Annotated in this window: 17 protein-coding genes; 7 read left to right on the forward strand and 10 right to left on the reverse strand. The window is 73.8% G+C overall.

The features are described from left to right. Genes ABZ321_RS18175 through ABZ321_RS18185 form a run of 3 tightly spaced genes read right to left on the reverse strand, consistent with a single transcriptional unit; the run spans position 1 to position 1,630 of the window. Positions 1 to 405, reverse strand: a complete 405-nt coding sequence (locus ABZ321_RS18175; protein WP_354892461.1) for a hypothetical protein — start codon at positions 403 to 405, stop codon at positions 1 to 3. Next, positions 392 to 1,006: a TetR/AcrR family transcriptional regulator gene (locus ABZ321_RS18180; RefSeq protein ID WP_354892464.1), complete on the reverse strand. Its 615-nt coding sequence runs from the start codon at positions 1,004 to 1,006 to the stop codon at positions 392 to 394. The genes ABZ321_RS18175 and ABZ321_RS18180 overlap by 14 nt, the downstream gene beginning before the upstream one ends. Before the next feature lie 45 nt (positions 1,007 to 1,051). Continuing rightward, complete coding sequence (locus tag ABZ321_RS18185) at positions 1,052 to 1,630, reverse strand: TetR/AcrR family transcriptional regulator (protein ID WP_344498395.1); 579 nt, start codon at positions 1,628 to 1,630, stop codon at positions 1,052 to 1,054. 65 nt (positions 1,631 to 1,695) lie between these two features. Between ABZ321_RS18185 and ABZ321_RS18190 the strand changes: the two genes are divergently transcribed. Further along, positions 1,696 to 2,640, forward strand: coding sequence for a DUF2867 domain-containing protein (locus tag ABZ321_RS18190; RefSeq protein WP_354892467.1), 945 nt, complete (start codon positions 1,696 to 1,698; stop codon positions 2,638 to 2,640). A 46-nt stretch (positions 2,641 to 2,686) separates the two neighbouring features. Here ABZ321_RS18190 and ABZ321_RS18195 read toward each other — a convergent pair whose 3' ends face one another. Genes ABZ321_RS18195 through ABZ321_RS18205 form a run of 3 tightly spaced genes read right to left on the reverse strand, consistent with a single transcriptional unit; the run spans position 2,687 to position 6,229 of the window. Then, positions 2,687 to 3,064 (reverse strand): VOC family protein, encoded by a 378-nt coding sequence (locus ABZ321_RS18195; RefSeq protein ID WP_344498391.1) that lies wholly within the window; start codon positions 3,062 to 3,064, stop codon positions 2,687 to 2,689. A 19-nt stretch (positions 3,065 to 3,083) separates the two neighbouring features. After that, entirely contained in the window at positions 3,084 to 5,486 is a 2,403-nt protein-coding gene (locus ABZ321_RS18200; protein WP_354892471.1) for an FtsX-like permease family protein, read from the reverse strand. Beyond that, the gene (locus ABZ321_RS18205; RefSeq protein WP_344498387.1) at positions 5,480 to 6,229 is read right to left on the reverse strand and encodes an ABC transporter ATP-binding protein; all 750 of its coding nucleotides are present in this window, start codon (positions 6,227 to 6,229) and stop codon (positions 5,480 to 5,482) included. Before ABZ321_RS18205 ends, ABZ321_RS18200 begins: the two co-directional genes overlap by 7 nt. A gap of 144 nt (positions 6,230 to 6,373) precedes the next feature. Between ABZ321_RS18205 and ABZ321_RS18210 the strand changes: the two genes are divergently transcribed. Next, positions 6,374 to 7,687, forward strand: coding sequence for a condensation domain-containing protein (locus tag ABZ321_RS18210; RefSeq protein ID WP_354892473.1), 1,314 nt, complete (start codon positions 6,374 to 6,376; stop codon positions 7,685 to 7,687). A gap of 100 nt (positions 7,688 to 7,787) precedes the next feature. Continuing rightward, positions 7,788 to 8,492 carry a laminin G domain-containing protein gene (locus tag ABZ321_RS18215; RefSeq protein ID WP_344498383.1) on the forward strand — a complete coding sequence of 235 codons (705 nt, stop codon included), beginning with the start codon at positions 7,788 to 7,790 and terminating at the stop codon, positions 8,490 to 8,492. Between the two features lie 28 nt (positions 8,493 to 8,520). Here ABZ321_RS18215 and ABZ321_RS18220 read toward each other — a convergent pair whose 3' ends face one another. Continuing rightward, positions 8,521 to 9,321 (reverse strand): ROK family protein, encoded by an 801-nt coding sequence (locus tag ABZ321_RS18220; protein ID WP_344498381.1) that lies wholly within the window; start codon positions 9,319 to 9,321, stop codon positions 8,521 to 8,523. A gap of 17 nt (positions 9,322 to 9,338) precedes the next feature. Further along, entirely contained in the window at positions 9,339 to 9,770 is a 432-nt protein-coding gene (locus ABZ321_RS18225; RefSeq protein ID WP_354892476.1) for a hypothetical protein, read from the reverse strand. 52 nt (positions 9,771 to 9,822) lie between these two features. On the opposite strand from ABZ321_RS18225, the gene ABZ321_RS18230 reads away from it, so the two are divergent. The 3 genes from ABZ321_RS18230 to ABZ321_RS18240 are packed head-to-tail and all read left to right on the forward strand — an operon-like array spanning position 9,823 to position 11,297. Beyond that, a complete protein-coding gene (locus tag ABZ321_RS18230; RefSeq protein ID WP_354892478.1) occupies positions 9,823 to 10,326 on the forward strand; it encodes a GNAT family N-acetyltransferase in 504 nt (167 codons plus the stop codon). Beyond that, complete coding sequence (locus ABZ321_RS18235; RefSeq protein ID WP_354892481.1) at positions 10,323 to 10,787, forward strand: hypothetical protein; 465 nt, start codon at positions 10,323 to 10,325, stop codon at positions 10,785 to 10,787. Before ABZ321_RS18230 ends, ABZ321_RS18235 begins: the two co-directional genes overlap by 4 nt. A 9-nt stretch (positions 10,788 to 10,796) precedes the next feature. Continuing rightward, complete coding sequence (locus tag ABZ321_RS18240; protein WP_344498373.1) at positions 10,797 to 11,297, forward strand: hypothetical protein; 501 nt, start codon at positions 10,797 to 10,799, stop codon at positions 11,295 to 11,297. Here the strand turns inward: ABZ321_RS18240 and ABZ321_RS18245 are convergent. Together ABZ321_RS18245 and ABZ321_RS18250 are read right to left on the reverse strand one after the other, a co-directional pair. Next, positions 11,218 to 11,874 carry a hypothetical protein gene (locus tag ABZ321_RS18245; RefSeq protein ID WP_344498371.1) on the reverse strand — a complete coding sequence of 219 codons (657 nt, stop codon included), beginning with the start codon at positions 11,872 to 11,874 and terminating at the stop codon, positions 11,218 to 11,220. The genes ABZ321_RS18240 and ABZ321_RS18245 overlap by 80 nt on opposite strands. Beyond that, the gene (locus tag ABZ321_RS18250; protein WP_344498369.1) at positions 11,871 to 13,649 is read right to left on the reverse strand and encodes a carbamoyltransferase C-terminal domain-containing protein; all 1,779 of its coding nucleotides are present in this window, start codon (positions 13,647 to 13,649) and stop codon (positions 11,871 to 11,873) included. Before ABZ321_RS18250 ends, ABZ321_RS18245 begins: the two co-directional genes overlap by 4 nt. Before the next feature lie 151 nt (positions 13,650 to 13,800). On the opposite strand from ABZ321_RS18250, the gene ABZ321_RS18255 reads away from it, so the two are divergent. Continuing rightward, positions 13,801 to 14,817 (forward strand): hypothetical protein, encoded by a 1,017-nt coding sequence (locus ABZ321_RS18255; protein ID WP_354892486.1) that lies wholly within the window; start codon positions 13,801 to 13,803, stop codon positions 14,815 to 14,817. The last annotated feature ends 453 nt before the right edge of the window (positions 14,818 to 15,270 follow it).

The following is a 15,270-nucleotide window of genomic DNA, read 5'->3' on the forward strand; positions in this document are numbered from 1 at the left end:
TTAGACGACGTGCTTGCGGGCGGTGTCGCGGGCGCGCGACACCGCCGGCATCCGGGAGCGCAGCAGCCACGAGTCGGTCTGGCAGCCGCGGCAGGTGCGCACGGCCCCGACCGGCACGCGGGTGTCGCCGCGGACGTACTCGAGCCGGTGCTGGTCGACGAGCGGGCGGCCGCACCTGCGGCAGTCGCCCTCACCGGTGCCGATCGTCGTGTACGCGACGTGCTGGGTGGTGTACCGCACGGTCGAGTACGACTTCTCGTCGCCGATCCGCAGGTCGGGGTCGCGCGGGGCGCCCGCATACGGGCCGGTTTCGGCGTGCGAGACCGCCCCGGCCACCCCGCCGAGGACCCGGAACCGGCGGCGCAGCCACGCCATGAACGCCGACCGCCGCTCAACTGACTCCACGCGCGCCCCTCTCCACTGATGGTGCCGGCAGCAGCGCGGCGAGCACGCCGGCGGCGACCGTCGCCACGTCGGTCGACGGGTCGACGGCGTGCAGCAGGGCGAGGCCGCCGCCGAGGGCGCCCCACGCGACCACGAACTGCGCCGGCGGCACCGCCGGCCGGATCCCCAGCCGGTGGCAGTGGCGGTCGAGGTCGGCGGCGACGGCCTCGTCGAGGCGGCGCTGGGTCTCGGCCTGGTGCGCGGAGCGGCCCGCGACGGCGGCGAGGTGCTCGGCGGAGACCAGGGTCCAGCGGGCCGCCGCCGGGTCGCGGACGAACGCCGCCGGGTTGAGCACCTCCAGCAGCTCGTCGCGGCTGCCCGCGCGGTCGAGGGCGGCCCGCAGCCCGTCCAACAGCGCGCCGGCCCGGGCGTCGACGATCGCCTGCCACAGGCCTTCCTTGCCGCCGAAGTGCTTGTAGACGGCGCCGCGCGTGAAGCCGGCCTCGGCGGCGATCTCCTCGACCGTCGCGCTCAGGTAGCCGCGCCGCAGGAAGACGGCCAGCCCGGCGTCCAGCAGCTGCTCATGCGTCCGTTGCTGCTGCTGTACGCGGGTCAGCCGCACCAACTCGCACCGCCCGAACTCAGAAACGCCGTGTATCCAGAAACGCTACGTCACCGAGTGTGGCGGTGACAAGAGGGCACCCAGGACGGTGTCGAGGTAGGCGCCCTGACCACCGGCGTCGGCCGGGAGCAGCTCCGGCAGGCGGGCGGCGAGCTGCGACTGCCCGACGTACGCCGAATAGGCCAGCAGCGCCCGCCGGGCGGCCTCGCCCGGGGCGAACCCGGCCTCGGTGAACAGCTGCTCGACGTACTCCAGCCGGCGCCGGGTCACCCGCTGCACCACCGGCGCGACCAGGGGGTGGTCGGCGACGGCGAGGACGTTGGTCTCCAGGCGGCTCGACCGGGCGTGCCCGAGCACCGTCGTGAACAGCAGCGACAGCTTCCGCGGCGGGTCCCCCGCCGCCTCCACCATATCGATGATCGCGTCGGTGCAGGCGCGCTCCCACAGCTGCATGGTCGCCTCGATGAGCGCGTCGCGGTTGGTGAAGTGCCAGTAGAAGCTGCCCTTGGTGGCGCCCAGCCGCGCGGCGATGGGCTCGACCGCGACCGCGGGCAGCCCTCCGTCGGCGATCGCGGCCAGTGCCGCCGCCGTCCAGTCCTCCGCGCTGAGCCGCCGTTGTGCCATGCCCATACGGTAGCGTACGGTTCTTCCATACGGCACCGTACGGAACGAGGGACGGGCAGGTAGCCATGGAGAACGTTCAACGCCGCACGATCGACGCGCCGCCGGAGCTGATGGGCGCGCTGCTGGACCGGGTCGCCGGGCCCGACGACGCGTTGTGGCCGGTCAAGGCTTGGCCGCCGATGCGGTTCGACCGGCCGCTCGGCCCCGGCGCGTCCGGCGGGCACGGCATGATCCGGTACGACGTCGTCGAGCACGTCCCCGGCCGGCTGCTGCGGTGCCGGTTCGACCCGGCGATCGGCGTCGTCGGCGAGCACGAGCTGCGGATCGAGCCTGACGGCGACGGCACCGCGGTCGTGCACGTCATCAGGGGCCGGCTCACCGGCGCGATGCGGGTGCTGTGGCCCGTCGCCGTCCGGTGGCTGCACGAGGCGCTGCTGCGGGACCTGCTCGACAACGCCGAGCGCGCCGGCACCGGCACGGTGCGCCGCCCGGCCCGCTGGTCACCGTGGGTGCGCCTGCTGCGCCGCGCCTTCAGGGGGCCGCGGCGGGTGCCGCTCCCCCGCGGCGCGCGGCTCGCGGCCGGGACGCTGGACCGGGTCGACCTGATGGACGCGTGGCAGGGCACCCGGCCGCGGGGCGCGAGCGCCGACCCGGCCGCCTGGCGGGCCGCGATGTTCGGCCGCCCGCCGCGCTGGGTCGGCGCGCTGATGCGGCTGCGCAACCACATCCCGGGCCTGGAGCCCCTCGACGCCAGGAAGGTGTTCGCGCCACTGGACGCCCGCGCCGACGAGGTCCTGTTCGGCGCCGACACCCGCCACTTCGACCTACGGATCTCACTGTTCGTCGACGCGGAGTCGGTGGTCTGCTCGACCCTCGCCCGCCCCCGGACCCGCCGCGGCCGCGCCTACCTGGCCGTGGTCGGCCACGTCCACCCGTTCGTGGTCAGGACGATGCTCGGCCGCGCCCTCCGCGCCGCCCCACCGGCGATCGCCCCACCGGCGATCGCCTGACCAAGACCGCCTGACCAAAGGCCGCACCGGCGACAACCTGAAAGTCCTAAGCGGTACCCATGATGGCCAGCAGCGAGCCGTCGGGGTCGGCGAAGAAGGCCATCCACTCCTCCACCCCGTTCTCGTGCCGGTGGATCATCGTGGGCGGCGCCTGGAAGGTGACGCCACGGCCGGTCAGCGAGTCGTGGGCGGCGTGGATGTCCGGCACACGGAAGTAGACGATCGACTGGGCGGCGGGGTCGAACGCGCCGGACTCGGGCCGGCTCAGGAACAGCCGGGTGCCGTCGCAGTCGAAGAACGCCAGGTCGCCGAACGTGTACAGGTGGGGCAGGCCGAGCACCCCGCCGTAGAAGTCGACCGCGCGGCCGATGTCGCTCACGTGCCGGGCGATCTGCCCGATCGGTCCGAGCCCGAACAACGCCATGGACCCGACCATAGACCTGTCACTCCCTGACGGACGAGAGGCGCCCCGGCGGCGTGCGCAGCGCGAGCGCCGCCGGCACCAGGCTCGCGACGAGGGTGATCGCCACGCACACGGCGGCGATCACCCCGATCGGCGTCCACGGCACCACGGTGCGCGGGTCCGCCACGAGATCGGTGAGCCCGGCCCGCAGCCCGGCCAGCATCCCCGCGGTGACGGCGCCGGCGAGCAGGACCCCCGTGGCGCCCACCAGCAGCGCCTCCACCGCGATCATCGCGAGGACCTGCCGCGGCGTGGCGCCGCCGAGGCGCAGGACGGCGAGGTCCCGCACCCGGGCCCCGGTGGCCATGACGAGCGTGTTGGCGATCGCGATCGACGTGTACACCAGTGCCATGCCGAGCACGGCGACCAGCGCCAGGTGGTTGAGGCGGCGCTGCGCGGCGTTCAGCGACCGGAAGTACTCGGCGGCGGTGACGACCCGCGCACCGTCCAGGGTGGACCCGGTGAGGTAGACCGCGTCGGCGCCGGTCCGCGGGGCGTGCGCCGCCCGGAGCGCCCACGGCAGCAGGACCGTCTCGTCGAGGTCGAGCGACGGCTCCAGCACCGCCACGACCCGCAGCTGGACGGGTGAGGCGTCGTCCAGCCACAGCGTCGCCGTGCCGCCGGTCCGCCAGCCCGCGGCGCGGGCCAGCCCGGCGCCGGCCACGACGGTGTCGGTGCCCGCGAGGTCGGCGACCGAGCCGGAGCGCACCGGCAGCCGCAGCACGCCGTCGACGCCCGGTCCGGCGTACAGCGCGTCGAACTCCTCCGGATAGTCGTCGGTCGACACGTACACGACGGACTGCGCGGTGGGAACGCCCGCGACAGCGCCGGAAGCGACCGGAATGCCGGCGGACCCCGACGGCAGGGCGATGGAGCCGGCGGTCACGCGGGCGGCCGACGCGCGCTCCGAGGCGTCCCACAGCGTCGCGGTCGCCGCGAAGGTCGCCGCCGCGATGCCCACCGTGACGAGGATCGGCGCGACCGTCGACGCGGTCCGCCGGACCGCGGTGCGGGCGTTGTCGCGGGCCAGCGCCGCCGCGACGCCGGGCACCAGCAGCCCGGCCAGCCACGCCAGCCGCGGCGCGAAGACCGGTGCCAGCAGCGCGATCCCGGTGATGGCCAGCTGCGCGTCGAGCAGGACGAGGGCGATCGCCTCGCCGCCGAGGGACGGGATGACGGCAAGCAGCACGGCCGCGCCGCCGAGGAAGAGCACGCCGAAGACCCATCGGCCGGCGGTCATGACCCGCCGCTCCGCGGCCGCCTCACGCAGCGCCTCGATCGGGCGGACCTTTCCGGCCCGCCGGGCGGCGACGGCGGCGCCGGCGAGCGCGACGAGCAGGCTCACCCCGAAGGCGGCGAGCAGCGGCCACAGGATGAACCGGGCGGTGAACCCGGGCGGCGCGAACCCGGACCGGGCCAGCCACGCCGCGAACGGCGGCGCGACCAGCAGACCGGCGAGGCAGCCGGCGAGGCCCGCGACGACGCCGACGATGAGGGACTCGCCGAGGACGAGCCGCCGCACCTGGCGCGGCGTGGCCCCGGCGGCGCGCAGCAGCGCGAGCTCCTGGCGGCGCTGCACGACCGCGAACGCGAACGTGCCGGCGACCACGAACACGGACACGAAGAGGGCGACGCCGGCGGTGGTGCCGAGCAGCGACGCGGCGGCGGCGAGGAGGTCGCCGCCGGGATCGGCCTCGGCGCCGGCCCGGCGGTCGCCGGTGAGCACGGCCGGGCCCGGCCCGACGACCTCGCGGACCTGCGCCGCGGTGACCCCGTCGACGGCGATCGCGTCGACCCGCCCCTCGGCGAGCGCCGCCGCGGCCGGGTCGGTGAGGTAGACGGCGGGCGGGCCGGTGACGATCCCGGCGACCAGCAGCGCCCGCGGCCCCAGCGGCGTCGACACCTCGACCCGGTCGCCCGGGCGGGCGCCGACGGCCTCGGGGAGCGCGACCTCGTCGTCGGCGTGCGGCGGATGGCCGTCGCGCACGGTGTACGGGTGCAGCCCCGCGCTCGACCACGGGTGCGCCTCGAGCGCGACGCCGGCCACGTCGACCGGGACGGCACGGTCCACGACGACGGTGGCGCCGGGCAGCGCGGCGAGCCGCTCGGCGGTGCCGGCCGGCAGTTGCCGCGGGCGGCGGGTCCGGGTGCTGGAGGTGTAGTGCTCCCCGTCGCCCTCGTCGACGGTGACGCTGACGGTCTGGCTGCCGGTGACGACGACGGCCGGCCGCGCGTACCACACCGGCGGACGGCCGTCGGAGACGGTCGAGGCGATCGTCAGGCCCGTCGTGGCGAGCAGGCACGCGCCCAGCGACAGCGCCACGAACACCCCGGCGAACGACGCCCACCGCGCCCGCAGCGTCTGCGTGGCGACGCTCAGCACGGGACCGCCTCCAGGGACGTCATGCGCGCGGCGACGGCCTGCGCGGTCGGCCGGTCCAGGGTGCCCGCGACGCGCCCGTCGGCGAGGAACACGACCCGGTCGGCGTAGGACGCGGCGAGTGGGTCGTGGGTGACCATGACGACGGTCTGCCGGGCGCCGCCGTCCGCCGTGGACACCATGGCGCGCAGCAGCCGCAGCACGTCCCGACCGGTCGCGGAGTCCAGCGCGCCGGTCGGCTCGTCGGCGAACAGGACCGCGGGCCGGGTGACGAGCGCCCGGGCGATCGCGACCCGCTGCTGCTGCCCGCCGGACAGCTCCGCCGGCCGGTGCCTTCCCCGGCCGCCGAGCCCGACGGCGTCGAGGACGGCGCGGACCTCGGCGCGCGCCGGCCGCCGGCCCGCGAGGCGCAGCGGCAGCGCCACGTTCTGCTCCGCGGTCAGCGACGGCAGCAGGTTGAACGCCTGGAACACGAAGCCGATCGTGTCGCGCCGCAGCAGCGTCAGCCCGGTCTCCGACAGCGTCGACAGGTCGGTCCCGGCGACGGTGACGGTGCCACCGGTCGGCCGGTCCAGCCCGGCGGCGCACTGCAGCAGCGTGCTCTTGCCGGACCCTGACGGGCCCATCACCGCGGTGAACGTCCCGGCCGCGAACCCCAGCGTGACCTCGTGCAGCGCGGTGACCGCCCGGTCCCCGGCGCCGAACCGCCGGTGCACCCTGTCGAGCGTGACGACATCCGTCTCCATGCCGTCGATTCCACCGTGGACGACCCGGCCGGCACACGCCCGTACACCAGCCGAACACCGGTATGGCAGGCACTACTACAAACCGTATGGCAGGCCCGACACCATGATCCGCTACGATCGGCGCCGTCGAGGCGGAGGTATGGCATGACCACGGTTGCCGAGCACATCAACGTGGCGTTCGCCGGGGACGGCGCCGGGGAAGCCGACCTGTCGTGGGGGCAGCAGGACATCTGGCAGGCGATGGTGCGCCAGCGCTCGTGGCTGCCGAACGGCGCCTGGGGCCCGCTGCCCGAGGGCACCACCGTCGACGACGTCGCCGAGCAGCTGCGGTACATGATGAGCCGCTTCCCCACGGCGCGCACGAAGCTGCGGTTCGACGCGGAGGGTCGCCCGAGCCAGGTCGTGGCCGGGTCCGGCGAGATCACGCTCGAGATCGTCGACGCGGGCGACGACGACCCGGCTGCCGTCGCGGAGGCGGAGCGGCTGCGGCTGCAGGACGCCGAGTACGACTTCGCCACGGACTGGCCGGTCAGGATGACCGCGGTGCGGTCCGGCGGCCGGCTGACCCATCTCGTCGTCGTCATGTGCCACCTGGTCGCCGACGGCTTCGGCACCGGGGTGATGCTGGAGGACCTCGCCACCAGGGTCGAGACGCCGATCCCGGAGCTGCAGCCGCTGGAGCAGGCCCGGTGGCAGGCGTCGCCGTCCGGCCAGCGGCAGAACACCCTCGCGCTGCGGCACTGGGACGGCATCCTGCGCGGCATGGCTCCGCGCCGCTTCCCGGACCCGGCCGGGAAGCCCGAGCCGCGGCACTGGCGGGGCGAGCTCACGTCGTGGGCCCTCGCGCCCGCGCTGCGGGTGGTGACCGAGCGGACCGGTGTGCCGCCGGCGCCGGCGCTGCTCGGGGTGTTCGCCGTCGCGCTCGCCCGGGTCACCGGGGTCAACCCGGTGGTGCTGCGCCCGATGGTCAACAACCGGTTCCGCCCCGGGCTGGACCGGGTGGTGTGCATGCTCGCCCAGTACGGCATCTGCCAGCTCGACGTGGCGGGCGCGTCGTTCGCGGAGGTCCTCGACCGGGCCAAGCGCGGCGCCATGACCACGTACAAGCACGCGTACTACCACCCGGTGGAGCTCGACGACCTGGTCCGCCGGGTGGTCGAGGAGCGGGGCGGCGACCTGGAGCTGCCGGCCTACTTCAACGACCGGCGCGCCGCGGGTGAGGGCGGCACCGAGTTCCAGGGCCGCAAGGACGCGGCGTTCGAGTGGACGACCCGGCAGGACGTGCCGTTCGAGCCGCTGATCGTGCACATCGACGACCTGCCCGACGACGCGGTGCGGGCGATCATCTTCATGGACACGCACGTGATCTCCCCGGCGGACGGCGAGGCGCTGCTGCGCGGCATGGAGGCCGTCGCGGTCGAGGCCGCCCTGGACCCCGAGGCGCCGACAGGAGTGTGACGGCGCTGCGGCGATCCCGCCCCTGGTAAGGCCTTTCGAGGTTTACGATCTGGTTTGTCCGGATTGCGGACTTTGAGTTCGGGGGTATTGCATGGTCTCTGTGACGCGGGTTCTGGCGGTGGCGGCAACGGCCGCGGTACTGGGCGTCGGGGTGCCGGCCGCGGCCGGCGCCAGCTCCGGCCACTACCCGGTGGCGACCTGGTCGATGAACGAGGGCCCGGGCGCCCGCACGATGATCGACAGCAGCGGCAACGGACTGCACGGCCAGATCGGCAACGAGGTCATCACCGACGTCGACGTCCGCGGCGCGACCGGCTACCGGTTCACCCGCCTGCAGCCCGACCGGCCGCCCACGCACCCGCGGCACCTGGTGACCGTGCCGGACAGCTCCGCCCTCGACCCCGGCAGCCGCGACTACGCCGTCACGCTCAGGCTGCGCACGACCTACCAGTTCGGCAACATCATCCAGAAGGGCCAGGCCACCACGTCGGGCGGCAACTTCAAGTTCCAGATCCCGAACGGCATCGTGCAGTGCCTGTTCCGCGGCTCCAACGGCACGATCATCGTGCAGGCGTCCCGGCGGATCAACGACGGCTGGTGGCACGTCGTGCGCTGCGAGCGGACCCGCTCCGGCGTCAGCCTGGAGATCGACGGCCGGACCGTGGCCCGCCGCGGCGGCTGGACCGGCTCGATCTCCAACGCCTGGCCGCTGTCCATCGGCGGCAAGACCGACTGCGACCAGCGCGACGTCGGCTGCGACTACTACGCCGGCGACCTCGACTGGGTCGAGATCGAGGCCCGCTGACCCGCTGACCGGGGCGCCGACAGGCCGTTCAGTGCAGGATGCTCGTCGGCGGCGTGCCGGCGAGCACTCTCGCACCCACCAGCGGGGCGTCCTCCGTCGCCGCCTGATGTACGCGCACCGCCTGATACGTGAGCCGGTCCGCGAGCGCCTGCCGCAGCGGCGGCCACAGCTCGGCCCGGCGCGCCGCGATCGCCCCGCCGACCGCGACCGCCTCCAGTCCCGCGGTGAGCGCGAAGTTGGCGATGCCGGCGGCCACGCGCTGCGCGTACACCTGCCAGAAGCGCGGATCGTCGACGTCCTCCAACCCGCGGCCCAGCCGCCGGCGCAGCTGCGCACCGCCGAGCAGCGTCTCCAGGCAGCCGGTCTGCCCGCAGCCGCAGCGCCGGTCGTTGCCCTCGACGAGCTGGTGGCCGGCCTCGGTGGTCAGCGCCACGAAGTGCTCCCCCCGCCCGAGCCGCACGGCCGCGCCGACGCCGGTCGACAGGGTGAGGTAGCCGCACCGGTCCTCCCCGCGCAGCGTGCCGAGAGCGTGCTCGCCGAGCAGGCCGCAGGTCGCGTCGTGGGCGACCCGCACCGGGCAGCCGAGCGCCGCCGCCAGGTCGCGGCCCAGGGGCCGGCCCTCATACGCCCGCAGGTGCAGCGAGACCCGCACGTCGCCGTCCTCGGTGACCCGCCCGCCGAACGACACGCCGACCGCCTCGGGCCGGCCCTGGACCGCGTCCCGTAGCAGGGCGAGCTGCCGGTCGTAGTCCGGCTCGGTCGGGAAGCGCACGACCGTCCCGTCCTCGGCCGCCACTCTGGTACGGGTGCCGCCGACATCGATCGCCACGACCCTCATCAGTTGGTTCACCGCGGCGGCGCCGGCTGGTCCCACGGCGGCGCCGCTTGATCCGGCAGCGGCGCCGGCTGGTCCCACGGTCCGGTCTCCGGGGCCGGCTGCCTCCACGGCGTGGCGGGCGGCGCCGTGGCCAGGAGCGCGGCGATGACCAGCGCCAGGCCGAGCACCTGCAGGACCACGAAGAGCAGGTTGATCCCGGCGATGGCGAGCCGCATCTCCATCAAGCGCCCGCCGCGCAGGATCTCCGGCAGCAGCAGCTGGTAGAGCAGGTTCGCCACGGCCCCCGCGAGCAGCACGGCCAGCCCCGCCGACCCCAGCGCCCGGACCCGCGGCAGCAGCCGCCCCCGCCGGTTCCACAGCAGCACCACGCCGACGGTCAGCGTGACGACCGCCGGGAGCGAGAACAGCAGTTGCGGCAGGAGGTACTCCAGCTCGAACATGGGCCCGACCGTAGCAGCGCACCCTCGCAGCGCGGGGTACGACAATGGAACGATGATCGACACGCTGCGGCACCCGACGGAGGACGACCACGCCCGCGTCATGGCGGTCATGGACGAATGGTGGGGCGGCCTGGGCGGCGAGTCCGGCAGCGTGTACCGGGCGACGCTGCTGCCCCGCCTGTACTTCCAGCACTTCACCGACACCAGCTACGTGCTCGACCTGTCCGGCGGCCGGCTCGGCGCGTTCCTCGTCGGGTTCGTGTCGCAGTCCGACCCCGGGGTCGGCTACATCCACTTCATCGGTGTCTCGCCGGCGCTGCGGCGCACCGGGGTCGGCGGCAGACTGTACCGCCGCTTCTTCACCGACGTCGCGGCGCGCGGCGTCCGGAGGGTCCACTCGATCACCGGCGTCGCGAACCGCCAGTCCCTCGCCTTCCACACCCGGCTCGGCTTCACCCTCGTGCCGGGCGACACCTCGCTCGACGGCCTGCCCGTGCACACCAACTACGACGGGCCGGGCCGCGACGCCCTCAAGTTCGTGAAGCACCTCCCATGACGGCGCGGGTGGTGTTCTTCGACCCCGAGCACGGCATCGGGCTGCGGATCGCGGCCGGCAGCGGACGCAGCTGGCAGGACCAGCCCGACGGGGACCCGCGGCACGCCCACTGCTCGCTCGACATCCCCCGTGACACGCTGCTGCCGTACATGGGCGAGGACCGACCCTGCTCGGACACCCTGTTCGTGCCGTGGTCCGACCTGGCTGCCTTCGCCGACGACCTGGCGGCGCTGCAACCCGGCGGCACCGCCCGCCTCGGCGACGCCGGCACCGCCCTGACGATCCGGATGCGCCGCGACGGCCACCTTCGCGCCGAGGCCGTGTTCAGCGTCGGCCACCACGTCGCCACCACCGTCCGCTGCCGCACCCTGTGGGACTGGCACCACGGCACCCCCGGCGACCTGCCCGCCCTGGCGGACCGCATCCGCGCCGTGGACCGCGTCCGCGCCGCGGGCCGTTAGGATCGATCGATGTCGGTGCTGCTGGTGGGGGCGAATCCGGGGCTGACCGTGGAGCGCGACGGCGGGACGGTCGCGTTCGTGTCGGTGTGGCGGGTCGACTGGTCGGCGCACGGCGCCGGGCGGGCGATCGTGCTGTGGCACGAGGGCCGCACCACGCTCGTCACGGACCGGCCGGTGCTGGGCCGGTGGCTGGCGGACACGTTCAACCGGCACTTCCCCGAGGTCGGTGGGCTGCCGTGGCCCGAGCCGGCGCTCATCGAGGCACCGGTCGCCGTGGAGCTCGACCTCGCCGCCGGCTGCACGGCCACCGGCGGCGGGATCACGGTCGAGCTGAGCGGGCCGTCCGGGCACCGCCTGATCACCGTCGACGACTTTCAGGGCACCGGGCGGAACCTGTCCACGGTGTTCGCCCGGTGCGGGCACGGCGCCCTCACGGCCGGGGGGACGCCGGTGCCGGGGACGGCGTCGGGGTTTCTCGCCGACGCCGAAGTGTGGACCTCGGCAGGGTGAGCACGGCCGCGGCCAGCAGCAGGTGCACCGCGCAGAAGACGATCGCGACCGCCGGGGTGGCCGTGCCGCCGACGAACACCGTGATGTGCGACGCCCAGTCCAGCCGCGCCGGGCGCCCTTCCGGCCAGTCGTTGAGGTAGTAGAACGACAGGTCGTTGAGGCCCGACACGACCACCAGCGCCGACGCGAACCCGAGCCGCAGCACCCGCTCCGTGCTCGCGCCGCCGAGCCGGTAGCCGAACAGGATCGCCAGGACGGTGAACGCGTTGACGAAGATCGCCATCTGGTAGAACGGCGCGAAGTCGCCGCCGTCGGCGAGCGCGACGACCCGCAGCACGTACAGGGTGTCCAGGACGCCCATGTACCCGAGGACGACGGCGGCGAGCAGGATCAGGCCCGGCGCGGCCCGCTGCGGGAAGCCGCCGATCGCGACGACCGCGAACAGCACCGGGCTGATCCGCAGCAGGAACTCCGCCGGGTTGTCGATCGTGCGGTCCGGCGGCAGGACACCCATGATGAGCACGGTCATCGCCGCGCCGGCGACCCCGGCCGCCAGCCACCACCAGCGACGGATCACTTCTGCGTCCAGAACGGCCCGAGCGCCAGCGCGTCCATGTCGGTCTTGAGGTAGCAGCGGACCGCGTCCTGCGGCGTGCACACGATCGGCTCCTCGTTGTCGTTGAACGAGGTGTTCACCACCATCGGCACGCCGGTCAGCGCGTAGAACTCGCTGATCAGCTCGTGGTAGACCGGGTTGTCGACGGGCGAGACGGTCTGCACGCGGGCGGTGCCGTCCTCGTGCGTGATCGCCGGGACGACGGCCCGCTGGTGCTCCAGGACGTCGAAGACGAGCAGCATGACCGGGCTCGGGTAGCCGCTGGCGAAGTACTCCCCCGCGTGCTCGACCAGGCACGACGGCGCGAACGGGCGGAACGGCTCGCGGTGCTTGACCTTCTCGTTGAGCCGGTCCTTCGTGTCGGCGCCGCGCGGGTCGGCGAGGATCGAGCGGTTGCCCAGCGCCCGCGGGCCGACCTCGCCGCGACCCTGGAACCAGCCGATGATCTTCCCGTCCGCGATCGCGGCGGCGGCGGTCTTCGTGATCGGGTCCCGGCGCTCGTACGGCAGGCCGGCCTCCGCGAGCGCCTTCTCCATGTCCGCCTCGGCGTAGGTGGGCCCGAGGAAGATGTACTCGCCCCGCGGGCGGGGCAGGCCCAGCCCGGCGGAGACGACGGTCGCGGCGCCGAGCGCGGAGCCGTCGTCGGCGGCGGCCGGCTGGGCGAAGAACTCCTCGAACCCGGTCTGCAGCAGGATCTTGCCGTTCATGACGCTGTTGAGCGCGACCCCGCCGGCGGTCAGCAGCCGCGGGTTGCCGGTCTTCTCGTGCACCCACTTCGCGACGTGCAGGCCCGCCTCCTCCAGGGTGTTCTGCAGCGCGTACGCGACGTCGGCGTAGTGCTGCGGCACGGCGTCGCGGGTCTTCGGCCGGGGCGGGCCGAACGTGGCCCGGAACTTGTCCGACACCTGGTGCTTGCCGGTCGCGTGGTGGCGGAACCAGCTGAGGTTCAGCGCGTAGCGGCCGTCGCTGTCGAGGCGGACCAGGTCGCGGAACTGCTCCACGAACGTCGGCCGCCCGTACGCGGCGAGGCCCATGACCTTGCCCTCGTCGCGGGTCGGGTGGAAGCCGAGCCAGCCGGTCACGTCGGCGTACATGGCGCCGAGCGAGTGCGGGAACTTCACCCGCCGCAGGTCGTGGATCCTGTCGCCCTCGCCGACGGCGAGCAGCGTGCTGGTGCCGTCGCTGCCGATGCCGTCCCAGGCGATGATCGCGGCGTCGTCCCACGGCGAGATGTGCAGGGCGCTGCCCGCGTGCGCGTGGTGGTGGTCGACCAGGTGCACCTTGAGCTTCGTCGGCCCGTCGTAGCCGGTCGCCGCCCGCAGCAACGCCTCCAGCTGCGACGCGCGGCGCCACAGCACGAGCAGGGTGCCGCCCATGTGGTGGTCGTCGGCGTTGGTGGACGTCTCCCGCCGGGTGGTCGTCTCATGGAAGCCGCGGGCCTTGCCGTAGTCGCCGGCGTCGTTGCGCAGCACGGCCAGGGTGGCCGGGAAGTAACGCAGGAAGTGCTTGCCGGCGTGCCACAGCAGGCGCCGGCCCTGGAAGAAGTACGCGACGTGGTCGACGTCGCCGAGGGTGATGCCCGCGCTGCGCAGGCACCACTGGATCGCCCCGACGGGGAAGCCCCCGTCGTGCTTGATCCTGCTGAACCGCTCCTCCTCACAGAACGCGACGATCCGCCCGTCGTGCAGGAGTGCCGCAGCCGAGTCGTGGTGTTGACTCAAGCCGAGTACGTACATTGATCCTCATCTCATCGACCGAAGATCGTCCAGTCCCCCCGCCAACCTGCAAAAGTATTGACGTAAGTGGTTGCCGAAGGGAAGCCTTCCGGTCGGATTGTTGACCGCCTGCAGATCTTGGCGGAACATCATCAGCATCGAAGAACTGGTATTGGATCTTCTCGATCCGACCGGCTCCGCCGCGCCGCCGTGGTGGGGCTCCGCGGTCCGCGACGCCGAGCTGCACTCGGTGCTGGACTGGCCGGTCATGCGGACGCTGGCGTCGACCCGGCGCGGCCCGGTCCTCGTCGGCGCACTCCGCGACGGCGACAAGGTCGCGGGGCTCGTCACGCTGCGCCTGCGCAGGCTCCCGGCCCTCGGCCTCGCCGTCGCCGACGTCGAGAGCATGATCATCGGGGCGTTCTCCGGCATCGCCCTGGCCGGCGGCCTGCCCGGCACGCTGCACCCCAGCGGCGGCCCGGCGCCGTCCCTCTTCACGGCCGCGGTCAGGACCCTCGAGGCGTCGCTGCGGCAGCGCTACGGCAAGCGCCTCCAGGCCGTCATGTACCGCCACATCTACCGCCGCGAGCTGCCCCACCTCCTGCACGGCGTCTCGGTCGTGCGAGCCGGCGCCCCGGCCCTGCTGCTGCGCAACACGTTCCCCGACTACGACTCGTACCTGCGAACCCTGCGCAAGTCGCGGCGCGTCGACCAGCAGCGGCTGGTCCGCAACATCGACGCCGACCCGTCGCTCACGGTCACCTTCGGCCCGGCCGCCGACGCGGGCCTCGACGCCACCACCCTGCACCGCCTCTGCGCCGACACCTCCCGCCGCAACCACACCCACCGCTGGCCGCCGATGCGGGTCTGGCCACGGTCCCTGTTCGAGACCGTCCTGCAGCAGCCTGACGTCCTCGCCCTGCGCTACACCGGCCCGGACGGCCTGGTCGCGGCGACCCTCACCTTCGACCACCCCGTAGCGCCGATCCTGGGCCCGTGGGGCGCCCTCCCACTCGGCGGTCCGCGGCGCAGCGGCCTCTGGTTCGACCACCTGGCCCGCCTCATCCGCTGGGGCGTCGAGCAGCAACGCCCCCTCATCGTCGGCGGCAAGGGCGCCCAGGGCCCGAAGGAGGCCCTCGGCTTCACCCCAGAACCACAGTGGACAGTCCTCCGCCGCCTGACCCCCTGACCCCACAAGCCCTCGCCACCCGGCGCACCCTCGCGGCGCCCACACCCTCCGCTACCCAGACGCTCCCCGCCAGCACAGACATTGGCCAATGCCCGTGAATGCGGCATTTGCTCCATCGACGTTGCGCGATCTACACCCAATTCGATCTCTAAAATGTGGGTAGATCGCGCAGCGTCGATGGCGAAACGGGGACGATTTGGGGCATTGACCAATGTCTGCATGCGGGTCGGGCACATCGTCGCCGCCGCGTTCGCACGCGTGACCGAGTCGCACGCGTGACCGAGTCGCACGCGTGACCGAGCGGCGGTCGCTTCGAAGGCGGCGCGTGACCTGGATTCGATTTGATCTCTGGAATTGCGGCTGTATCACGGAGCATCGATGACAAAGGAGGGCGTATTGGGGCATTGACCAACGTCTGGGCGTGGGCGGGGTGCCTCGCTGGCGTCGCACTCC

The sequence above is a fragment of the Dactylosporangium sp. NPDC006015 genome, from assembly GCF_040614215.1.
GTDB lineage: Bacteria > Actinomycetota > Actinomycetes > Mycobacteriales > Micromonosporaceae > Dactylosporangium > Dactylosporangium maewongense.

Excerpts from the sequence above, each read along its gene's own strand:
- ABZ321_RS18185 (WP_344498395.1), bottom strand. The coding sequence starts at position 1,630 with ATGGCACAACGGCGGCTCAGCGCGGAGGACTGGACGGCGGCGGCACTG.
- ABZ321_RS18190 (WP_354892467.1), top strand. The coding sequence starts at position 1,696 with ATGGAGAACGTTCAACGCCGCACGATCGACGCGCCGCCGGAGCTGATG.
- ABZ321_RS18195 (WP_344498391.1), bottom strand. The coding sequence starts at position 3,064 with ATGGCGTTGTTCGGGCTCGGACCGATCGGGCAGATCGCCCGGCACGTG.
- ABZ321_RS18205 (WP_344498387.1), bottom strand. The coding sequence starts at position 6,229 with ATGGAGACGGATGTCGTCACGCTCGACAGGGTGCACCGGCGGTTCGGC.
- ABZ321_RS18210 (WP_354892473.1), top strand. The coding sequence starts at position 6,374 with ATGACCACGGTTGCCGAGCACATCAACGTGGCGTTCGCCGGGGACGGC.
- ABZ321_RS18225 (WP_354892476.1), bottom strand. The coding sequence starts at position 9,770 with ATGTTCGAGCTGGAGTACCTCCTGCCGCAACTGCTGTTCTCGCTCCCG.
- ABZ321_RS18230 (WP_354892478.1), top strand. The coding sequence starts at position 9,823 with ATGATCGACACGCTGCGGCACCCGACGGAGGACGACCACGCCCGCGTC.
- ABZ321_RS18235 (WP_354892481.1), top strand. The coding sequence starts at position 10,323 with ATGACGGCGCGGGTGGTGTTCTTCGACCCCGAGCACGGCATCGGGCTG.
- ABZ321_RS18240 (WP_344498373.1), top strand. The coding sequence starts at position 10,797 with ATGTCGGTGCTGCTGGTGGGGGCGAATCCGGGGCTGACCGTGGAGCGC.
- ABZ321_RS18250 (WP_344498369.1), bottom strand. The coding sequence starts at position 13,649 with ATGTACGTACTCGGCTTGAGTCAACACCACGACTCGGCTGCGGCACTC.